At 64.1% G+C, this 21,185-nt stretch carries 20 protein-coding genes; 10 read left to right on the top strand and 10 right to left on the bottom strand.

Annotated elements, in window-relative coordinates; genetic code table 11:
* Window positions 1-220: 220 nt before the first annotated feature.
* Together MTX19_RS18095 and glnA are read left to right on the top strand one after the other, a co-directional pair.
* Complete coding sequence (locus MTX19_RS18095) at window positions 221-559, top strand: P-II family nitrogen regulator (RefSeq protein ID WP_011441447.1); 339 nt, start codon at window positions 221-223, stop codon at window positions 557-559.
* Between the two features lie 150 nt (window positions 560-709).
* On the top strand, window positions 710-2,119 hold the full coding sequence (glnA, locus tag MTX19_RS18090; RefSeq protein ID WP_280978677.1) for a type I glutamate--ammonia ligase: 1,410 nt from the start codon (window positions 710-712) through the stop codon (window positions 2,117-2,119).
* A gap of 175 nt (window positions 2,120-2,294) precedes the next feature.
* Here glnA and MTX19_RS18085 read toward each other — a convergent pair whose 3' ends face one another.
* The 3 genes from MTX19_RS18085 to MTX19_RS18075 all read right to left on the bottom strand — a co-directional run bounded on the left by MTX19_RS18085 (window position 2,295) and on the right by MTX19_RS18075 (window position 6,413).
* Window positions 2,295-3,362 carry an extracellular solute-binding protein gene (locus MTX19_RS18085; protein ID WP_280978676.1) on the bottom strand — a complete coding sequence of 356 codons (1,068 nt, stop codon included), beginning with the start codon at window positions 3,360-3,362 and terminating at the stop codon, window positions 2,295-2,297.
* A 120-nt stretch (window positions 3,363-3,482) separates the two neighbouring features.
* Window positions 3,483-5,780 (bottom strand): PAS domain-containing sensor histidine kinase, encoded by a 2,298-nt coding sequence (locus tag MTX19_RS18080; RefSeq protein ID WP_280978675.1) that lies wholly within the window; start codon window positions 5,778-5,780, stop codon window positions 3,483-3,485.
* 399 nt (window positions 5,781-6,179) lie between these two features.
* Complete coding sequence (locus tag MTX19_RS18075) at window positions 6,180-6,413, bottom strand: hypothetical protein (RefSeq protein ID WP_280978674.1); 234 nt, start codon at window positions 6,411-6,413, stop codon at window positions 6,180-6,182.
* A 228-nt stretch (window positions 6,414-6,641) separates the two neighbouring features.
* Here MTX19_RS18075 and MTX19_RS18070 point away from each other — a divergent pair, with 228 nt between their 5' ends.
* Window positions 6,642-8,252: an IS1182 family transposase gene (locus MTX19_RS18070; protein ID WP_280978673.1), complete on the top strand. Its 1,611-nt coding sequence runs from the start codon at window positions 6,642-6,644 to the stop codon at window positions 8,250-8,252.
* Between the two features lie 75 nt (window positions 8,253-8,327).
* On the top strand, window positions 8,328-9,938 hold the full coding sequence (locus MTX19_RS18065) for an IS1182 family transposase (protein ID WP_280978673.1): 1,611 nt from the start codon (window positions 8,328-8,330) through the stop codon (window positions 9,936-9,938).
* Window positions 9,939-10,709: 771 nt separating this feature from the next.
* On the opposite strand, the gene MTX19_RS18060 is transcribed toward MTX19_RS18065, so the two are convergent.
* Window positions 10,710-11,480: a gamma-glutamyl-gamma-aminobutyrate hydrolase family protein gene (locus tag MTX19_RS18060; protein ID WP_280978672.1), complete on the bottom strand. Its 771-nt coding sequence runs from the start codon at window positions 11,478-11,480 to the stop codon at window positions 10,710-10,712.
* Between the two features lie 300 nt (window positions 11,481-11,780).
* Between MTX19_RS18060 and MTX19_RS18055 the strand changes: the two genes are divergently transcribed.
* Window positions 11,781-12,929, top strand: a complete 1,149-nt coding sequence (locus MTX19_RS18055) for an AI-2E family transporter (protein ID WP_280978671.1) — start codon at window positions 11,781-11,783, stop codon at window positions 12,927-12,929.
* Window positions 12,930-12,993: 64 nt separating this feature from the next.
* Here the strand turns inward: MTX19_RS18055 and MTX19_RS18050 are convergent, their stop codons facing one another.
* The 6 genes from MTX19_RS18050 to MTX19_RS18025 form a co-directional block, all read right to left on the bottom strand.
* A complete protein-coding gene (locus MTX19_RS18050) occupies window positions 12,994-13,290 on the bottom strand; it encodes an antibiotic biosynthesis monooxygenase family protein (RefSeq protein ID WP_280978670.1) in 297 nt (98 codons plus the stop codon).
* 102 nt (window positions 13,291-13,392) lie between these two features.
* Window positions 13,393-13,629 (bottom strand): hypothetical protein, encoded by a 237-nt coding sequence (locus MTX19_RS18045; RefSeq protein WP_280978669.1) that lies wholly within the window; start codon window positions 13,627-13,629, stop codon window positions 13,393-13,395.
* 45 nt (window positions 13,630-13,674) lie between these two features.
* Window positions 13,675-14,892: a GGDEF domain-containing protein gene (locus MTX19_RS18040; protein WP_280978668.1), complete on the bottom strand. Its 1,218-nt coding sequence runs from the start codon at window positions 14,890-14,892 to the stop codon at window positions 13,675-13,677.
* A 234-nt stretch (window positions 14,893-15,126) separates the two neighbouring features.
* Window positions 15,127-15,603 carry a 30S ribosomal protein S9 gene (gene rpsI, locus MTX19_RS18035; protein WP_280977721.1) on the bottom strand — a complete coding sequence of 159 codons (477 nt, stop codon included), beginning with the start codon at window positions 15,601-15,603 and terminating at the stop codon, window positions 15,127-15,129.
* Window positions 15,604-16,068 (bottom strand): 50S ribosomal protein L13, encoded by a 465-nt coding sequence (gene rplM / locus MTX19_RS18030; protein ID WP_280978667.1) that lies wholly within the window; start codon window positions 16,066-16,068, stop codon window positions 15,604-15,606.
* Between the two features lie 154 nt (window positions 16,069-16,222).
* A complete protein-coding gene (locus MTX19_RS18025; protein ID WP_280978666.1) occupies window positions 16,223-16,651 on the bottom strand; it encodes a PaaI family thioesterase in 429 nt (142 codons plus the stop codon).
* Window positions 16,652-16,721: 70 nt separating this feature from the next.
* On the opposite strand from MTX19_RS18025, the gene MTX19_RS18020 reads away from it, so the two are divergent.
* From MTX19_RS18020 to MTX19_RS18000, 5 genes are all read left to right on the top strand, one after another.
* Complete coding sequence (locus tag MTX19_RS18020; protein WP_280978665.1) at window positions 16,722-17,546, top strand: enoyl-CoA hydratase; 825 nt, start codon at window positions 16,722-16,724, stop codon at window positions 17,544-17,546.
* 109 nt (window positions 17,547-17,655) lie between these two features.
* A complete protein-coding gene (locus MTX19_RS18015) occupies window positions 17,656-18,240 on the top strand; it encodes a CoA-binding protein (protein ID WP_280978664.1) in 585 nt (194 codons plus the stop codon).
* 150 nt (window positions 18,241-18,390) lie between these two features.
* Window positions 18,391-19,671, top strand: a complete 1,281-nt coding sequence (locus tag MTX19_RS18010; protein WP_280978663.1) for an O-acetylhomoserine aminocarboxypropyltransferase — start codon at window positions 18,391-18,393, stop codon at window positions 19,669-19,671.
* A gap of 143 nt (window positions 19,672-19,814) precedes the next feature.
* The gene (locus tag MTX19_RS18005; protein WP_280986086.1) at window positions 19,815-20,204 is read left to right on the top strand and encodes a hypothetical protein; all 390 of its coding nucleotides are present in this window, start codon (window positions 19,815-19,817) and stop codon (window positions 20,202-20,204) included.
* Between the two features lie 14 nt (window positions 20,205-20,218).
* Window positions 20,219-21,175 carry a hypothetical protein gene (locus MTX19_RS18000; protein WP_280978661.1) on the top strand — a complete coding sequence of 319 codons (957 nt, stop codon included), beginning with the start codon at window positions 20,219-20,221 and terminating at the stop codon, window positions 21,173-21,175.
* The last annotated feature ends 10 nt before the right edge of the window (window positions 21,176-21,185 follow it).

Here is a 21,185-nt window from a genome sequence, read left to right as displayed (position 1 = left end):
ATATCATCCGATTGCCTGTTAAAAGGCTGATAACGTTCCGAAATCGGGGCCCCTGACAAACTGGCATAGACCCTGCTTTTGAGGAAGCCGCTCGCAATGGCACGTTGTGCGACCATTGTGCGTGTTTCCGGCCCGGCGCCGGAAGCCTTAGACTCGACCAGACTGCGCCCCATGCGCATCGAAGACGACCCTGCAATCTGCAATGCCCGGGAGGCGCTCAGTGAAAAAGATTGAAGCCATCATCAAGCCTTTCAAGCTCGACGAGGTGAAGGAGGCGCTCCAGGAGGTCGGACTGCAAGGCATCACCGTCACCGAGGCCAAGGGTTTCGGGCGGCAGAAGGGTCACGCCGAGCTCTATCGCGGTGCGGAATACATCGTCGACTTCCTGCCCAAGGTGAAGATCGAGATCGTGATCGGCGACGACCTGGTCGAGAAGGCGATCGACGCGATCCGCCGCGCGGCCCAGACCGGTCGCATCGGCGACGGCAAAATCTTCGTCTCCAACATCGAGGAGGCCATCCGCATCCGGACCGGCGAATCCGGGCTGGACGCTATTTGAGCCCGATGCTATCCGGATTCTGCGACCCAAAAAGAGAAAAAAGGCTGCTTCGGCAGCCTGATTTCGTTTGAGTGGTCACAGCAACTCGCCAAAAGCGGGAATAACGTCGCCGATCGCTGGAACCGACCCGCACATCCATAAGGGGTATTCATGAAGACCGCCAAAGACGTCCTGAAGATGATCAAGGACAACGACGTCAAATACGTCGACCTGCGCTTCACCGATCCGCGTGGCAAATGGCAGCATGTGACCTTCGATGTCAGCATGATCGAAGAGGATACCTTTGCCGAAGGTCAGATGTTCGACGGCTCCTCGATCGCCGGCTGGAAGGCGATCAACGAATCCGACATGTGCCTGATGCCCGACCCGGTCACCGCGACGATCGACCCGTTCTTCGCCGAGACCACCATGGTCATCACCTGCGACGTGCTCGAGCCGACCACCGGCGAGCCCTATAACCGCGACCCCCGCGGCATCGCCAAGAAGGCGGAGGCGATGGTGAAGTCGATGGGCGTGGGCGACACCGTGTTCGTCGGTCCCGAGGCCGAGTTCTTCGTGTTCGACGACGTGCGCTATTCGGCCGAGCCCTACAACACCGGCTTCAAGCTCGACTCCTCGGAGCTGCCAATCAACTCGGCCACCGAATATGAGGGCGGCAACCTCGGCCACCGCATCCGCACCAAGGCCGGCTATTTCCCGGTGCCGCCGCAGGACTCGGTGCAGGACATGCGCTCCGAGATGCTCGGCGCCATGGCCAAGATGGGCGTCAAGGTCGAGAAGCACCACCATGAGGTGGCGTCGGCCCAGCACGAGCTCGGCATGAAGTTCGATACGCTGACGCTGATGGCCGACCAGATGCAGATCTACAAGTACTGCATCCATCAGGTCGCGCACATCTACGGCAAGACCGCCACTTTCATGCCGAAGCCGGTCTATGGCGACAACGGCTCGGGCATGCACGTCCACCAGTCGATCTGGAAGGACGGCAAGCCGACCTTCGCCGGCAACAAGTATGCCGACCTGTCGGAAACCTGCCTGCACTACATCGGCGGCATCATCAAGCACGCCAAGGCGATCAACGCCTTCACCAACCCGTCGACCAACTCCTACAAGCGCCTGGTCCCGGGCTATGAGGCGCCGGTGCTGCTCGCCTATTCCGCGCGCAACCGTTCGGCGTCCTGCCGCATCCCCTACACGGCGAACCCGAAAGCCAAGCGCGTCGAGGTGCGCTTCCCCGACCCAATGGCCAACCCCTATCTCGGCTTCGCCGCGATGCTGATGGCCGGCCTCGACGGCATCAAGAACAAGATCGATCCGGGTCCGGCGATGGACAAGGACCTCTACGACCTGCCGAAGGAAGAGCTGAAGCAGATCCCGACGGTCTGCGGCAGCTTGCGCGAGGCGCTCGAGAACCTCGACAAGGACCGCGCGTTCCTCAAGAACGGCGGCGTGTTCGACGACGACTTCATCGACGCCTATATAGAGCTGAAGATGACCGAGGTCGCCCGGTTCGAAATGACCCCGCATCCGGTCGAGTTCGAGATGTATTACTCGCTGTAAGCGTTACAGCCTCAGAGATGCGAAAGGCGCTTCCGTCGGAAGCGCCTTTTGTTCTGGAGTGGGATGTCGCCATTGCGCGCGATCCGTAGGATGGGTGGAGCGAAGCGATACCCATCATGTCAGACTTTGCGACAACGATGGGTTTCGCTGCGCTCTACCCATCCGACGGGTTGAATTACACCCGGAACAGCTTCGCGTAGCGCGCCTTGATCTGCTCGCTCTGCACCTGCACCTCGGCCGGATCGGCCTTGAGCAGCTTCAGCTCCGCCAGCGGCACGTGCCCGACCTTCTCCTTCACCCCTGCGTGGAACGAGCGGTGGGCGAACTCGTCGGCCAGCATCTGCTGGGTCTCGCCGCTGAAGAAGAAGTTCTGGAACAGCTTCGCCGCATTCGGGTTCGGCGCGCTCTTGAAGATGCCGCTCGGCACGATGATCAGCGGCGCGCCCTCGGCCGGATACACCACCTCGACCGGCTTGCCTTGGTCCTTGGCCAGCACGAGGTTGTAGTCATTGCCGTCGGCCATCACGGCGCGCTCGCCGAGCAGGATCTTCTTCGGCGGATCGGCCGCCGACTGCACCTGCATCACCCGCTGCTGGGCGAGCTTCTCCAGATACGGCCAGCCGAGGTCGCGCGCCAGCACGAAGGTCGCGGTCAGGATGGCCCCAGAGTAGCTCGGGTGCGCCTTGACGAGCTTGCCGCGCCATTTCGGATCGAGCAGATCGGCATAGCTCCTCGGTGCCTCCTCCGGCTTCACCTGCTCGGTGTTGTAGCCGATCACCTCGAACCACGCGCAGGATGTCGCATAGGTCCCGTCAGGATCGATCTGGTCGGCCGGATAATGCTTCGCGACATCCTCGGGCAGATAGGCCGCGAGCCAGCCGTTCTTCTTCCAGTCGAGATAATGCGCGGGATCTGTGGAGTTGGCGACGTCGACCGCGTTGATGCCGCTGCCCTGCTCCTGGGCGATGCGCTGGAAGATGCGCTCGGCGCCGGAGCGCTCGACGCGGACGCTGATGCCCGGATATTTTTGCTCGAATGCCCGCGCGAGGCGTTCGGCCGTGTTCAATTCCAGCGCACTGTAGTACGAGACCTTGCCCTCCTTCCGCGCTGCGGCGATCAGCTCCGGCGTCACCGCCGACGCCAGCGGCGCGGCCGCCCTCAAGGGCTCCGCGAACACCATGCCAGCCGCCGTCGCCGCCGATGCCTTGAGCCAGTCGCGTCTCGACCATTTGCGGTCCTGCATTCGACACTCCCTGAATTCGGGCCGTTCATCGGCCGCGCCATTGTTGTGCGGCGATGATAGATCATGATCGATGGCAGTGTGCAGCGTTTTCCGCGTGGATCGCCTCAACAGCGCGCCGGACTACGTCTTGTCCGGTGGATTCTCGCGCAGGAAGCGCTCGAGATCGGGTTGCACGGAGTAAGGCAGCGGAACCGGATCGCCCTGCACGTCGACCGCCAGATCGAGGCAGCGCCGCAGCATCCGCGCAAGCTCGGCGCGCCGGTAGGGCTTTGTCAGCAGCGGAATGCCGTGGCCGGGACGCGCCTGCGCAGGCAGCGCGCCGTCGCTGTAACCCGACGTCAACAGCACGCGTAGCGTCGGCCGCCCCGTCATCAGGGTCTCGGCCAACTGCCGCCCGTTCATGCGGCCGGGCATCACGATGTCGGTGAACAGGAGATCGAACGCAGCACCGCGATTGACGATATCGAGCGCGGCGTCCGCATTGGCCGCGACGAGCACCTTGTAGCCCAGGCTCTCGAGCTGCCCCGTGACGTACTCCCGGATCTTGTCGTCGTCCTCGACGCACAGGATGGTCTCGTCGCCGCCGCGGAGCGGCTGATCAGTCTCTTCGACCGGAAGGGGCGCAGTTCCGTCGGCCTTGGGCAGGTAGATCCTGAAGGTGGCGCCCTGCCCCTCCTCGCTCAGCGCCTCGATGCCGCCTCCGGTCTGCTTGGCGAAGCCGAACACCATGCTGAGCCCGAGCCCGGTGCCCTGCCCCACTTCCTTGGTGGAGAAGAACGGATCGAAGATCTTCTCCAGATGCGTCGGCGAAATCCCGACACCGGTATCGGTCACCTCGATCACAAGGTGGTCGCCGGCCCGCTCGACGCCGCGCGCCACTGCGTCGGGAATGCCGAGCTGGATGTTGCGGGTGGCAAATGTCAGCGTTCCGCCGTCCGGCATCGCATCGCGCGCGTTGATCGCGAGGTTGACCAGCGCGGCGCTGAGCTGGCCGCGGTCGACGAAGGCGAGCCACGCGTCGCGGGCAAGCTCCGTCCTGATCTCGATCCGCGAGCCCAGCGTCTGCGACAACAGCCGCACCACCTCGCCAATGAGGCGGTTGACGTCGGTCTCGGCGGGTTGCAGCGGCTGCTTGCGGGCGAACGCCAGCAGGCTCGCCGTCAGCTGGGCGCCGCGATCGGCGGCGTCGCTGATCAGCTTGGCGATCGTGGCCAGGTGCGGCGCGTCCTTGACGCCATCGGCGAGGATCTCGATCGTACCGGTGATCACCGTCAGCATGTTGTTGAAGTCGTGCGCGATGCCGCCGGTCAACTTCCCGACCGCCTCCATCTTCTGCGCCTGGATCAACTGCTCCTGTGCCGTGCGCCGCTGCGTGACGTCACGCACGAAAGCGTTGATGACGTAGCCATCGCCGCGGTGCAGCGCGCTCAGCGACACCTCGACGAAGAACCGGTGACCGTCCCGGTGCAGCGCCTCAGACTCGTAGCGCATGCCCATGCCGCCGGCTGCGATCTCCTGCAGGAAGCGGGCGATCCGCTGCCGATGCGCGTCCCGCAGCTCTTCCGGAAACACCAGCTCCACGAGCTTGCGGCCGACCGCATCCGATCGCGACCACCCCGTCAGCGCTTCCGCCTGCGAGCTCCAGTCGAGGACGATGCCGTCCTGGTCGGTCTGGACGAACGCGTCGAGCGCAGTCTTGACGATGGCCTGCGCCATCTGCTCGCTCTCGACCAGTGCCTGGTGCGCCCGTCGCCGCGCGGTGATGTCGTGGAGCACCGTGACGGCGCCCCGCAGCTTGCCGGCGTCGTCGCGCAACGGCCGGGCATTGGCCAGCAGGCGCACGCCCTGCTCTGATGGTCTGGGCTGCACGATCAGCTCGAGATCGTCGACCTCTTCGCCGCGCAGCGCGCGCGCCAGCGGCATCTCCGCAATCGGCACCGCGGTCTCGCCGTCGGCGCAATAGCATTGGAAGGTCCGGACTCCGGTCAGGATGTTGAAACCCGGATCGACGCCGAGCAACCGCCGCGCAGCAGCGTTGATGATCACGACAGCCCCGCGCTGATCGACAACCACCACGGGATCGCGGATGCTTTCGACGGTCTTCTCCAGCAGGCTCTGCCGGGTGCCCAATTTCGCGGACAGCTCGGCGAGTGCGCCCCTGGCAGTTTCCCGGTCGCCGCGCGACGGCATCGGCACTGTCTCGCCACGAGACAGTCGCTCGACCGTCCACGCCACCTCGGCGAGCGGCGTCGACAGCGACCTGCCGATCATGACGGCCATCACCAGCGCCAGGGCCACCCCGACCGCGCCTGCCGCCAGCAGGCCCGGCGACGCCACGCCGTGGATGAACCCCACGGCGAGCAAGGTCACGACGACGGGGAGCATCGTCCCGAGCGCCAGTCGGCCCGCCAAATTCATCCCAACCAACTCATCGTGATCCGCCGCACCGGAAAGAGGAAAGGAAGGCAGTATATCGGCAAGGGACCGTCAGCGCCGGGCAATATCCGGTGACTTTCCGTCGTGCTGCTCATCCGACTTCGGTCGGACGCTCCGCCAATTCCACATCCGTAAAATTACGGAGGGCATATTCCCGGTGTCGATTGGTACGGTCGCAGCAGCATGCAGTCTAGGCCGGAACAGATCGTTGTTCAACGCAGCCGGCCTGATCGCCTTCGGTAACCCAAAGGATATTTCCGCCTCGGCCTGGCCGCCGGCATGCCGTGCCCACGATCCTGGATCGCCGTAACCGCGAGCTCATCATCTGTGATGCGGCCTCTCTCGCGAGCGGCTGAGCAATCTCCTTTTTGCTCAGCCTGTTCAGCAGATCATCGCATTGTCTGCATGATCGCAGACATCGCGGGGCGGCGTGGAGAACAAGGCGTGCGGGCTCTGGATACGGGCCTGGCCGTAAGTCCAGTCACTGCCGGACAAGGACGGCTTGCCTCTCATCACGGCATATCGCTTGGCGCTGGCGTTCTCATGAGCGGCGGCAGGCATTGCGAGCAGACCGATCGCGATCGATCCGGCCAGCAGACATTTGATGGTGGTCATTGGGCCTCTCCCGACGGAATGCAACATGCCGAGGAGGCTTGCCCTCTCCGGCGGTCCGTGGCTTCACACCCTCACCATGATCGGCCCGTTGCGCGCTTCATTCCCGGCGTCCGTCGCCGTGCGCCGGTCCAGGGCCGGGCGTCGTTTTGCCGCGCCCATGCCACTGATTTGCCCGACGAGGCTGGGCAAGAACTCGGCATTTTTTGGAGTTGATGTACGATTCGGCGCATGGCGAATCGGACGTTCAAGGCCGGCGACAGCCGGGAGCAACCCAGTCTTCTTCCTCCCCGGATTGAGGACTATGTCGGACAGCAGAATCCGGTGCGGGCGATCGACAGTTTCGTTGGCGCGCTCGACCTTTCAAAGCTCGGCTTCCGCCATGCGGATCGTGCCGCGGACGAAGTGGGGCAGCCGCCCTACGATCCGGCCGATCTGCTGAAGCTCTACCTTTACGGCTACATCAACCAGATCAGGTCGTCGCGGCGGTTGGAGCGGGAGGCCTGCCGCAATCTGGAGCTGATCTGGCTGTTGAAGAACATGAAGCCGGGCTATCGGACGATCGCCAACTTCCGCAAGGAGAACTGGGCGGCGCTCAAGGCCGCGAACCGCAGTTTCGTGCTGCTCCTGCGCGACCTCGGCCTGATCGGTGGGACCTTCGTTGCGATCGACGGGGCGCTATTCCATGGTAACGCCAGCAAGGGCAGCATCTTCACGCAAGGGAAGCTGGCCAAACAGATCGCCGCGTTGGACAAGGAGATCGAGGCTTATGGCAAGGCCCTTGAAGCCAACGATGCCGAGGAAGCCAAGCGATGTGCCGGTCCGGGAGATGGCAGCAAGGGCAGCGGCGATGTCGGCGAGAAGGTGAAGGAGCTGATGGCCCGGCGCGAGCGCGCGCAAGCCGACCTCAAGAACCTGGAGACAAGCGACAAGGGGCAACTCTCGAAGACCGATCCCGACGCAAGGCTTCTGAGCAAGGGCGACCAGACCATTGCGGGTTACAACGTGCAGAGCGTCGTTGACGACAAGCACACGCTCATCGTTGCCAGCGAGGTCGTCAACCGCAACGACGCGGGCCATCTTCATGAGATGGCAAAGGCGGCAAAAGAGGCCCTCGACGTCGAGACTCTGCAGGTGGCGGCCGATGCCGGCTATTCCACCAGCGAGGACCTGAAGGCCTGCGAGGATGACGGCATTGTTGCCTATGTGCCGCTGCACGAGGGCAATGGCAAGCTCAAGGAAGGCCGCCTCAGCCGCAAGGACTTCAGTTACGATGCGAACGCCGATGCCTACCGTTGCCCGGCCGGCGAGCTGCTGCGCCCGACGGAAGGGCGCTGGACGAACACGAGCGGCCGCATCGAGATCCGCTACCTGGCGCGCAAGGCGGCCTGCGCAGCATGTCCCCTGAGCGCGCGGTGTCTTGCCCCGAAGGCGCCTTACCGGAGCATCGCGCGCTGGGAACACGAGGACGTTCTCGAACGTCACCGCATGAGGATGCAAAGCGCCGAGGCTGCCACATTGATGCGCCGCCGTTCCGCCATCGTCGAGCACCCTTTCGGAACACTCAAATGCCGCGCCGGCTATCAGCACTTTCTCGTGCGCGGCTTCGACAAGGTCCGCGGCGAATGGAGCCTGATGGCGCTTTGCTACAACTTCACCCGCGTGCTCAGCATTCTCGGCTTCGACCGCTTCGTCGCGTACCTTGCAGAAAAGACGCGCATTGCCGGCGCAAACCTCCTTGCGGCCACTCTGCGCGCCATTCGGCTTGCTTTGCGGCCCTTCCGCGCCAAAATCTCGCTGTCGCTCGTCGTCAGTGCTTTCCGAGCCGCCCCAGCCCCTTAGTTGCCATTCTTGCCCAGTCTCGACGAGGCTGGGCAAGAACTCGGCATTTTTTGGAGTTGATGTACGATTCGGCGCATGGCGAATCGGACGTTCAAGGCCGGCGACAGCCGGGAGCAACCCAGTCTTCTTCCTCCCCGGATTGAGGACTATGTCGGACAGCAGAATCCGGTGCGGGCGATCGACAGTTTCGTTGGCGCGCTCGACCTTTCAAAGCTCGGCTTCCGCCATGCGGATCGTGCCGCGGACGAAGTGGGGCAGCCGCCCTACGATCCGGCCGATCTGCTGAAGCTCTACCTTTACGGCTACATCAACCAGATCAGGTCGTCGCGGCGGTTGGAGCGGGAGGCCTGCCGCAATCTGGAGCTGATCTGGCTGTTGAAGAACATGAAGCCGGGCTATCGGACGATCGCCAACTTCCGCAAGGAGAACTGGGCGGCGCTCAAGGCCGCGAACCGCAGTTTCGTGCTGCTCCTGCGCGACCTCGGCCTGATCGGTGGGACCTTCGTTGCGATCGACGGGGCGCTATTCCATGGTAACGCCAGCAAGGGCAGCATCTTCACGCAAGGGAAGCTGGCCAAACAGATCGCCGCGTTGGACAAGGAGATCGAGGCTTATGGCAAGGCCCTTGAAGCCAACGATGCCGAGGAAGCCAAGCGATGTGCCGGTCCGGGAGATGGCAGCAAGGGCAGCGGCGATGTCGGCGAGAAGGTGAAGGAGCTGATGGCCCGGCGCGAGCGCGCGCAAGCCGACCTCAAGAACCTGGAGACAAGCGACAAGGGGCAACTCTCGAAGACCGATCCCGACGCAAGGCTTCTGAGCAAGGGCGACCAGACCATTGCGGGTTACAACGTGCAGAGCGTCGTTGACGACAAGCACACGCTCATCGTTGCCAGCGAGGTCGTCAACCGCAACGACGCGGGCCATCTTCATGAGATGGCAAAGGCGGCAAAAGAGGCCCTCGACGTCGAGACTCTGCAGGTGGCGGCCGATGCCGGCTATTCCACCAGCGAGGACCTGAAGGCCTGCGAGGATGACGGCATTGTTGCCTATGTGCCGCTGCACGAGGGCAATGGCAAGCTCAAGGAAGGCCGCCTCAGCCGCAAGGACTTCAGTTACGATGCGAACGCCGATGCCTACCGTTGCCCGGCCGGCGAGCTGCTGCGCCCGACGGAAGGGCGCTGGACGAACACGAGCGGCCGCATCGAGATCCGCTACCTGGCGCGCAAGGCGGCCTGCGCAGCATGTCCCCTGAGCGCGCGGTGTCTTGCCCCGAAGGCGCCTTACCGGAGCATCGCGCGCTGGGAACACGAGGACGTTCTCGAACGTCACCGCATGAGGATGCAAAGCGCCGAGGCTGCCACATTGATGCGCCGCCGTTCCGCCATCGTCGAGCACCCTTTCGGAACACTCAAATGCCGCGCCGGCTATCAGCACTTTCTCGTGCGCGGCTTCGACAAGGTCCGCGGCGAATGGAGCCTGATGGCGCTTTGCTACAACTTCACCCGCGTGCTCAGCATTCTCGGCTTCGACCGCTTCGTCGCGTACCTTGCAGAAAAGACGCGCATTGCCGGCGCAAACCTCCTTGCGGCCACTCTGCGCGCCATTCGGCTTGCTTTGCGGCCCTTCCGCGCCAAAATCTCGCTGTCGCTCGTCGTCAGTGCTTTCCGAGCCGCCCCAGCCCCTTAGTTGCCATTCTTGCCCAGTCTCGACGGCGCAAGGCCTCGCACACAAAATATTTCTGTTTTCCAGAAGTGCAACTCGGTGTATGAATGGCCCGTCTCACCCGCTTGAGGGGCGCTTCGCGATCGTCACGAGTGTTGGGTCGAGATGCGGTGGACGCCGATGTCACGGCTGACGAGCGTGGCAGATAGCGGACGGTGAAGTCGTGCAGGCCTGACGCCCTAGTGGCAGGTGTCTCATCAGTAAGAGCAAGCTCTCTCCCTGATGACGGTGACAACAAAGCCCAGTCTCGCCGGGGAGAGCACGTATAAGCCGTAACCCATCGCGCAGGGAAAGCCGGGATTGCTCCGGTTTCACCTGTGGTCCTACCTCCCGTGCTTTCCATTTGCACGGGACCCATGGGTGCGATCGGCACCCGGCTTTCCCTGCGCCCTCTGCTAAGTGAGAGGGCGGAACGAAATGCAAAGCTCGGACGATTTGCGTCGCGAGAACGCGAAGCCATATCTCCACGACTGTCATCGCCCGCGAAAGCGGGCGATCCAGTATTCCAGAGGCAGCAGTGATTGATCCGAGAGGCCGCAGCGTACTGGGTACCCCGCATGCGCGGGGTATGACGGCGGAGCGATGGATTGCTTCCGCCTCCGCCGAGGCTTCGGCGGACAAGTCGCCGCTACCGCTCCTCGCAATACGGCGTTTGGTGTTGGAGCGCGTCACAAGCCCGGTGTCGTCGCGCAAAATCAGGGACGACATCAGTGGCTGCTGTGCGGACAGCGGTCGTTACGCCGCCCGGCGCCGCTCGCGCAGCGCGTCGCCGAAGGCCTCGAACAGCGCGCGGTTGATCGGATTGCGCTGCGGATCGTATTCGGCGTGCCATTGCACGCCGAGCGCAAAGCCGGGCGCATCGGCGATGCGGATCGCCTCGATGGTGCCGTCCTCGGCGATGCCCTCGATCACGACGCGCTCGCCGGGCTCGAGGATGCCCTGCCCGTGCAGCGAATTGACGCGGATTGTCTCGCATCCGAGGATTTTCGCGAAGGCGCCGCCCGGGGTCAGCGTGACGTCGTGACGATCGGCGAACACGACCGTGGGATCGGGATGGATCTCGCCATTCTCCAGCCGCGGCATGCGATGGTTCATGCGGCCGGGGATCTCGCGGATCTCCGGATGCAGCGAGCCGCCGAATGCGACATTCATCTCCTGCAGGCCACGGCAGATGCCGAAGATCGGCACGCCGCGCGCAACGCAGGCCTCGGACAGCGCCAGCGCGACGTCGTCACGGTGGATGTCGTAAGGTTCGTGGGCGGCGCAAGGTTCGGTATTGAAGCGGGTCGGATGGACGTTAGCGCGTGCTCCGGTCAGGACCACGCCGTCGACCACGTCGAGCAAGGCTGCGACATCGGTGATTTCCGGGGTTCCCGCGAACATCAGGGGTACCGCACCGGACACTTCGGCAACCGCGCGAAGGTTGCGCTCTCCAACCATCTGGACTGTGAAACGATTCTCGATGCGATGGGCGTTTCCGATCACGCCAACCACGGGCCGTCTCATTATCTACGTCTCGCGCAATGATTATTCTAAGTTGCTACGATTCCGAGGCAATCATGCCTTCCAGTTCCCGCCGGATCAACTGCCTATAACTGCACAGGACGGTTGCAGCCCTGCACAAAGCCGGCCCCGGAGGTGCGCCTCCGGCGACGCCGGCCAGCCCGGGGACGCGGGCTCCGTCCTCGCCCCGTTCCGGTGCCGGCCGCGGCAGGTCAGCGTCAAACCGGCCCAGTCCGGCCGCTTGATCCCGGCGACGATTTCGCCAAAGACTGCTTTGCACACCGGCGCGAAGGGGAATCACCCGTGACAGATTCGGCTGACAATCGCCTGCAGGCCCGTAACGACATGGCATGGGCGATTGCCGTCGGCGGCATCGGCGCGGTGCTGTTCGCGGCGCTGTTGACGTTCGCCTGGCATTTCGCCGCGACGCTGTTCCTGCTGTTCGCGGGCATGCTGCTCGGCGTCGGACTGAACGCGATGACCACGTTGCTCGGCCGCCTGACCGGGCTGCCCCACGCGCTGCGGCTGGCGCTCGTGTGTCTTGCGCTAGCGGGCCTGCTCTCCGGCATCGTGTTCCTCGGCGGCACCACGATCGCGCAGCAGGCGACGGTGTTGAGCAACACCATCAAGTCACAGCTCGGCAGCGTGAAGGAGTTCCTCGAGCAGCACGGCGTCGATACCAGCTATCTCGACTTCACCAATGCGGCCGGCGAAGCCAAGCCCGAGGGCACGGCCGCAGCGACGACACCGACCACGACGGCGCCCGCGGCGTCCTCGTCACACGGCCTGCCGGGCGCCGGCGCGCTGGCCTCGAGCGGCGGAGCCATCATCAGCCAGACGTTGAAGGTGCTGCTCGGCACCGTCAGCGTCGTCGGCAACTTCTTCATCGTGCTGTTCCTGGGCCTGGCCTTCGCCGCGCAGCCGAGCATCTACCGCGCCGGGCTGTTGTTCATCGCGCCGGCCAAATACCGCGCGCAGGCGACCATCATCGTCGACCACATCGGCGATACGCTCGAGCGCTGGCTGATCGCACAGATCATTACCATGGCCGCGGTGTTTCTCGTCACCTGGATCGGACTCGCGATCATCGGCATCCCGAGTTCGTTCATCCTCGGCATCCAGGCCGGGCTGCTCGCCTTCATCCCGACAGTCGGCGCGATCCTCGGCGGATTGATCGTGGTGCTGGCAAGCCTCGCTACCGGGTGGATCGCGGCGCTCTCCGCCTTCATCCTGTTCCTCGGCGTGCACGCGCTGGAGAGCTACGTGCTGACGCCGATCATCCAGCGCCAGGCGCTCGATATCCCGCCGGCGACGCTGTTCGCGTTCCAGATCCTGCTCGGCGTCGTGTTCGGGATCTGGGGGCTGGCGCTGGCGCTGCCGCTGATGGCGATCGCCAAGGTGATGATTGACCATTTCAAGGCGGAGGACAAAGCGCCTGCGCACGCCGTTTAGAGCGTTTTCAAGCGAAGCGGGCACCGGTTCGCGTGAAGAAAACGCGTCAAAACGATCGATCGCCTCAGGTGGTCAGCACCGTCTCGGTGTGCTCGACGTCGGGGGGCGCCGCAAAGTACGGGCCGACCAGCGCGCGCCAGGCGGTGAAATCCTCCGAGCCGCGGAAATCGACCGTATGGTTCTCCAGCGTCTCCCACTTCGCCATCAGCCGGTAGCGGGACGGTTTCTCGATCGATTTGTGCAGCTCGAATCCCTTGCCGCCCTTGGCGCGCAGGAACAGCGGGCGCGCCTTGGCGACTGCAGCTTCGAAATCCTTCTCGCTGCCGGGCTTGACGTCGATGAGTGCGATTTCCGTGATCATTGGGCTTTGGCCTCTGCTAACGAAGGCCCGTCTGTAGCCCAGCCGCCGGAAAAGAAAAAGGCGCCGCAGCAGGCGCCCTGCTCTGCCGGTTCCGGCCCGGGTTCACTTGAACAGCAGCACCGTACCCACGATCATCAGCATGATACCGAGCAGCATCGCGGTCGGCCAGCGGCTCTTCGGCTGGCCGTAGCGGCCCTGCGCGCGCCGTTCGGCGATCAGCGCGCTCTCATATTCATCCGAATTCGAGAACATGCAGGCGAAGCCACCACGCGTCGAAGCCGCAGCGGCTTCGAGCGACATCAGGGCGGCCTGCGGATTACGTGCGTGAAACGATTCCATGTCCGGAAACATGGGATCGAATGGTTAACCAAAGATTACCGCAACTCAGCCTTGAACGGTCGCCGGCTTGTGGCGCGCCGATGCAGGCAGGCCCGCGGTCTTGCGCCGCCAGTTCTCCAGCGAGAGCGGCAACTCCTCCGCCGCCTCGACGCGGTTGCGGCCGCCGCGCTTGGCCTGGTAGAGCGCGGTGTCGGCGGACGCCAGCAGCACCTCGAGCTCGGTGCCGGCGGGGCCACCGGCCACGCCGATGCTGACGGTGGTGTCGACCGGGCCCTCATCGCAGACGATGCCGCTGGCCTCGAAGGCCTCGCGCACCCGCTCGGCGACCAGCACGCCCTCCTCCAACGAACAGGGCAAGAGCGCTGCGAACTCCTCGCCGCCGATCCTGCCCGAGAGATCGCTGCTCCTGAGACTGTTGACCACGACGGCGGCAAACAGCTTCAGGATCTCGTCGCCGGCGGGATGCCCGAAGCGGTCATTGATCGACTTGAAATGATCGATGTCGAAGATCATCACGGTGACCGGACGGCCGGCAACGGCCTCGCGCTCGATCACGCGCGCGCAAGCCTCGGAGAAGCCGCGGCGGTTGAGCATGCCGCTCAGGGGATCGACCGACGCGGCGGTCTTGTGCACGGCGACCGCGCGGTCCGAGACCATCATGAAGATCACGAACACCGTTCCGATCGCATACAGCACGAGTTCGATCGCGAACAGGGTGACCCAGAAGCTGTTGGCGAAGATCTGGCCATGCGGCCGCAACAGGCCGCCGATCAGGATCGGCAGCATCAGGACGCAGCCGTGCACAACAGGCACGACGATCGCGGGCCAACGCTTCTGCATCGCGCGGCGGCGCTCGCTCCACAGTTCGGAGGCGGTCAGCGCGGCGTAGATCGCGACGATCGTCGCGCCGATCGTCACGCGCGTCGCGGAATCCTCCACCGTCGTCACGGCACCGATCCAGGCGATCGCGCCGAGCACAAGGCCCGGCAGATTGGGCCTGCGTCCGCGGAATACGCGCGAGGCGTTCCAGACCATGCCGCAGGCGATAAAGCCGGCCGCGTTCAGCGCCAGCAGGACAGGCTCGCCGAGGAAGGAGCCGCCGATGGTCCAGAGCGCGACCGACACCGCACCGAGGAGATAGGCGGTCCCCCACCATTTCAGCGCGGGAATGTTCTCCTGCCTGCCGAAGAACATCAGCATCGCGCCGAGCATGCCCGCGACCATGGTGGCGAACAAATAAAGTGTCGACGGATCGAACGACATAAACTCACCCCAGCCCGGTGTGATGCAACGCTCGCAGGCGCAAATAATGGTGATGCCGCGCCACTGCGAGCTCACAGGCTAGAGCGCCCGCGTTCGAAATTCGTTTGCACGCCTACGCAAGTTTTCGCGAAAATCTGCGCTAATTCACCTCTAAGCGGGCAGCAAAAAGGGCGCCTTTCGGCGCCCTTTTCAACTCGATGCTCGCGGCGTTTGCCACAAATTTTAGGACTCGAATTAGCGCTTCGAGAACTGGAACGACTTGCGGGCCTTGGCCTTGCCGTACTTCTTGCGCTCGACCGAGCGGGAGTCACGGGTAAGGAAGCCGCCCTTCTTGAGGACGCCGCGCAATTCGGGTTCGAAGTTGGTCAGCGCCTTCGAGATGCCGTGGCGAACCGCACCGGCCTGGCCGGAGAGACCGCCGCCGGTGACGGTGCAGATCACGTCGTACTGGCCGTTGCGCGCGGCTGCGACCAGCGGCTGCTGGATCATCATGCGCAGCACCGGGCGCGCGAAATACACTTCGAACTCGCGGGTGTTGACCGAGATCTTGCCCGAGCCCGGCTTGACCCAGACGCGGGCGACCGCGTCCTTGCGCTTGCCGGTGGCATAGGCGCGGCCGTACTTGTCGACCTTCTTGACATACTTCGGCGCCTCGGGGGCCGCCGGCTTGACCTGCGCGAGCTGGTCGAGGGACTGCAACGTGTCGGACATTTATGCGGCCCTCGTGTTCTTGCGATTCAGGGAGGCGATATCGACCTTCTCGGGGTTCTGGGCTTCATGCGGATGATCGGCGCCGGCATAGACGCGCAGATTGCCCATCTGCATGCGGCCGAGCGGACCGCGCGGGATCATGCGCTCAATCGCCTTCTCGACGACGCGCTCGGGGAAGCGCCCCTCGAGGATCTGCTTCGCGGTGCGCTCCTTGATGCCGCCGATATAGCCGGTGTGCTTGTAGTAGGTCTTCTGGTCGCGCTTGCGACCGGTCAGCACCACATGCGCGGCGTTGATGATGATGACGTTGTCGCCGCAATCGACATGCGGAGTGTAGGTGGGCAGGTGTTTGCCGCGCAGACGCATGGCGACGAGGGTGGCGAGACGGCCGACGACCAAACCCTTGGCGTCGATCAGCACCCACTTCTTCGTCACTTCGGCGGGCTTGGCCGAGAACGTGCTCATGTGTGGAATCCGTGAAAAAAGAAATCGGCGCCGTGTGCGCCGAACTGCTCGGCTTTCTAGAGAAGCCGCGCGCGCACGTCAACGTCCAAGATGGCAAATTACATCAATTAAACCAATGAGTTATAAATATGGTGTTATAATACCGGAGAAAAGATTATTTGTTTGGAATGGAATAGGTCGCCGTCACGTGGGCAATCGGGTCCGGCGAACTGCCGGACAGCAGGTTGACCTCGCCGACCGCAAGGCGCTTGCCGAGCTTCAACAGCTTCGCCACCGCGAGCGCGTCCTGCCCCGGCTGGCCCTTGCGCAGGAAGTTGATGTTGAGATTGGTGGTCACGGCAAGACCGACCGGTCCGATCGCCGACAGCAGCACCACATACATCGCGAAATCAGCCAGCCCCATCAGGGTCGGTCCGGAGACCGTACCACCCGGCCGCAGCATGCGTTCGCTGAAGCGCTGGCGCAGCAGGGCCGTTTCGCCGTCGGCACTCTCGATCCTGATGTCGTCGAAGGCGAACGCCTGCGGGAATTCCCTGCGCAGGAACTCCTCCACGTCAGCCACGCTCATTTTCGCAATTGCCATGCCGTCCCTGCCCTCGCGCCAGCCCGCCTGTTACATTAAATTGTCATCGAGACCATAATGGAATTTCGCCATGTCCGCCCAAGCCGCCCGCGCAGAAGCGCCGCAAGCCTCGATCCTGCTGCGAGAGACCATCGGCAGTATCGCGGTACTGACGTTGAACCGCCCGACGGCGCGCAACAGCCTGTCCGAAGGACTGATCGGGGAATTGCATGCCGCGCTCAACGACATCGGTGGCGACAAGGCGGTCCGCGGCGTCGTGATCGCCGCGAACGGCCTGGCCTTCTCGGCCGGCCACGACTTGAAGGAACTCACCGCGCGCCGCAGCGATGCCGATCGCGGCCGCGGCTATTTCGCGCAACTCATGAACGCATGCAGCGCGATGATGCAGGCCATCGTGCACCTGCCCAAGCCCGTTGTCGCGGCGGTCCAGGGCATCGCTACCGCGGCCGGCTGCCAGCTCGTCGCAAGCTGCGACCTTGCGGTGGCCTCCGAGGCTGCGACCTTCGCGACACCGGGCGTCGATATCGGCCTGTTCTGCTCGACGCCGATGGTGGCGTTGTCGCGCAACGTGCCGCGCAAGCAGGCGATGGAGATGCTGCTCACCGGCGAGCCGATCTCCGCCGCCACTGCGAAAGATATCGGCCTGATCAACCGCGTGGTGCCTGTTGGCACCGAGCGCGACGCCGCAATTGCGCTGGCGCAGAAGGTCGCGCTGAAATCGGCCCACACGGTCAAGATCGGCAAGGAGGCGTTCTATCGCCAGGCCGAGATGAGCCTCGCCGACGCCTATCGCTTCGCTGCCGAGGTGATGACCGAGAACATGATGGCGCGCGACGCCGAGGAAGGCATCGGCGCTTTCATCGAGAAGCGCCAGCCGAAATGGCAGGACAGGTAACCGCCTCATTGCGAGCGGAGCGAAGCAATCCATTTCTCCACGCGACGATAGAATGAATTGCTTCGTCGCTTCGCTCGTCGCAATGACGTAATTGGACAGCTTTAAGCAGATGAACCACGACGCTTACGACGACAACTACATCCGCAGCATCCTCAACGGTGTGAAATCAATCGCGATGGTCGGCGCCTCGCCGGTCAATGTGCGGCCGAGCTATTTCGCCTTCAAATATCTGGCGCAGCGCGGCTACGATATGATCCCGGTCAATCCCGGCCATGTCGGCAAGTCGCTGATGGGCAAACCGTTCGTGGCATCGCTCGCGGATATCGGCCGCCCGATCGATATGGTCGATATCTTCCGCAATTCGAGCCACATCATGCCCGTGGTGGACGAGGCGCTGAAGCTGTCGCCGCCGCCGAAGGTGATCTGGATGCAGCTCGGCGCGCGCGATGATGCCGCCGCCGAGAAGGCTGAAGCCGCCGGCCTCAAGGTGGTGATGAACCGCTGCCCGAAGATCGAGTACGGCCGGCTGTCGTCGGAGATCTCCTGGATGGGCGTCAATTCGCGCACGCTCTCCTCCAAGCGCGCGCCGATTCCGACTCAGGGCATGCGGCTGTCGCTCAACCGCACCAGCTTCGGCGGCGGTCAGACCGCGGCATCCGATCGCGCCGCGAAAAACAAGAGCGAGACGACCTGACGCATCGGCGGAATATTCGTTACGGTCGCGCCGCATGGCAAAGCATGGTCGTTTCAAACGCGCGCTCACCCGCCAACTCGGCTTGACGGCAGGCGGCCCCCCCATCAGCATGCCGCGCATCTTCGATCACGCCACGACAGGACGCAGATAATGACCGATCGCCTTCCGGGATTTTCCACCCTCGCCGTGCATGCCGGTGCACAGCCCGATCCCACCACCGGCGCGCGGGCGACGCCGATCTATCAGACCACGTCGTTCGTCTTCAACGACGCCGACCACGCCGCCTCGTTGTTCGGCCTGCAGGCGTTCGGCAACATCTATACCCGCATCGGCAACCCGACCAATGCGGTGCTGGAAGAGCGCGTCGCCGCGCTCGAGGGCGGCACCGCGGCGCTCGCGGTGGCCTCCGGCCATGCGGCGCAGGTCGTCGTGCTGCAGCAGCTCATGAAGCCGGGTGACGAGGTCATCGCGGCGCGCAAGCTTTATGGCGGCTCGATCAACCAGTTCAACCATGCGTTCAAGGCGTTCGGCTGGAACGTGGCCTGGGCCGATCCCGACGATGTCGCAAGCTTCGAGCGCGCGGTGACGCCGCACACCAAGGCGATCTTCATCGAGTCGATCGCCAACCCTGCCGGCAGCATCACCGACATCGAGGCGATCGCGGCCATCGCGCGCAACGCGGGCGTGCCGCTGATCGTCGACAACACGCTAGCCTCGCCCTACCTGATCAAGCCGATCGATCACGGCGCTGATATCGTCGTGCATTCGGCGACGAAATTCCTCGGCGGCCACGGCAATTCGCTCGGCGGCATCATCGTCGATGCCGGCACCTTCGACTGGTCGAAGGACAACAAATATCCGATGCTGAGCGAGCCGCGCCCGGAATATCACGGCATCAGGATCCAGGAGACGTTCGGCAATTTCGCCTTCGCGATCGCCTGCCGCGTGCTCGGCCTGCGCGACCTCGGGCCGGCGTTGTCACCGTTCAACGCTTTCATGATCCTGACCGGCATCGAGACGCTGCCGCTGCGCATGCAGAAGCACTGCGACAATGCCAAGGCGGTGGCGGAGTTCCTCTCCGGCCATCCGGCGGTTTCGGCGGTCAACTACGCCGGCCTGCCCGGCGACAGATACAACCAGCTGCAGCGCAAGTATTCACCGAAGGGCGCGGGTGCGGTGTTCACCTTCAGCCTCAAGGGCGGCTACGACGCGGGCGTCAATCTGGTGTCGAACCTGAAGCTGTTCTCGCATCTCGCCAATGTCGGCGACACCCGCTCGCTGGTGATCCACCCGGCCTCCACGACCCACAGCCAGCTCGACGATGCCGCCAAGGTGAGGTCCGGCGCGGCGCCGGAGGTGGTGCGGCTCTCGATCGGCATCGAGGACAAGGAAGACCTGATTGCAGACCTCGACCAGGCTCTGAGCGCCTGATCGGCCGTCAGTCCGGAGCGGTGCGCCGCACCGCTCCGGCCATTTGCCCGAAACGACAAGTCTCTCGTTAACGCTCATTCCAGCATAAAATGGCAGTGATAGGCTCCGGATGATTCGGGAGACCATTGATGCTGCGCTGGATTTTGCCACTCGCGGTCGCGCTGTCAGCGATTCCGCCCGCTGACGCCGCCGACAGCCTCGTCGTCACCAAGCCCGCGACCGTGCGTGCCGCGCGCCAGCTTCCGCCGGGCCTGCCCCGCCGGCACTACGTCTACCGCACGACCATCACCCCGCCGACCTATGTGCGGCGCGAACGCCAACTCGTCGTGGTCGAGCCCACAGTGATCCCGCTCAACGCAGAGCCGTACATCCCGTTCGTGCCGGGTGAACCGCTGTTGCCCGGATCGTCCTCGCTCCCCGGCTATTACGGCAACGCCCACTCCTACAGCTACCTCGGCCCCTATTACGGCGGCGCCTATGTGGATTACTGGGACCGCCTGCCCTATGCCTGCGGCATCTACGGCTACTGCTAGCGCGGGACGAGCGCGTGGCTAGATCGACGCAGAAATCCAGCGCACCGGCTTCGGGGAACGCGATCACCGCTGATCTCGTCGCGGTGCTGGTGGCCGTCACCGAGGGCACGCCCAGGATCATGACCATCGCGGGTGGCTCCGCGCTGCCGAGCGGCCCGTTCGAGTTCAGCCACCGCTCGCTCCAGACCGCTCTGCGGGCATGGGTCGAGGCCCAGACCGGGCACCCGCTCGGCTATGTCGAGCAGCTCTATACCTTTGCCGATCCCGGCCGTTCCGGCGACGTCAAGGGGCCGCACAGCGTTTCCATCAGCTATCTCGGCCTGACCCGCGAGGACAGGGTCGGCGAAGGCTTCGAGGCGCATTGGTCCGGCTGGTACGACTATTTCCCCTGGGAAGATCACCGCGCCGGAGCGCCGGCCTTCCTTGCCAAAATGGTGGCGCCGAAGCTGAAGGCGTGGGCGAAGTCCGCACCATCCCCGACGCTGCAGCGCGAGCGCTGGCAGCGTTGTGCCATCACCTTCGGGCTCGACGATCGCGATTGGAACGAGGAACTGGTGCTGCAGCGCTATGAGCTGCTCTACGAAGCATCGCTGATCCCGGAGGCCGGACGCGGGAACGGCCGCGAGGCGTCAGTGGTGCCCGGCAAGCCGATGACCGCGGATCATCGTCGCATCCTCGCCACCGGGATCGCGCGGCTGCGTGCCAAGATCAAATACCGTCCCGTGGTATTCGAGCTGATGCCGGCCGAGTTCACCCTGCTGCAACTGCAACGCAGTGTTGAGGCACTCGCAGGCCGCCTGGTGCACAAGCAGAATTTCCGCCGGCTCATCGAGCAGCAGGAACTTGTTGAAGAGACTGGCGCAATCGCCACTGAGGCCGTCGGGCGGCCGGCCAAGCTGTTCCGCTTCCGTTACGCCGTGCTGGCCGAGCGGGCCGTCGCCGGCACCAAGCTTCCGCTCTCGCGCACTTGACAGCCCTTAT

Origin of the sequence: Bradyrhizobium sp. ISRA464, from assembly GCF_029910095.1 — a bacterium.
Taxonomy (GTDB): domain Bacteria; phylum Pseudomonadota; class Alphaproteobacteria; order Rhizobiales; family Xanthobacteraceae; genus Bradyrhizobium.
This window is presented reverse-complemented; position numbering and strand designations above follow the sequence as displayed.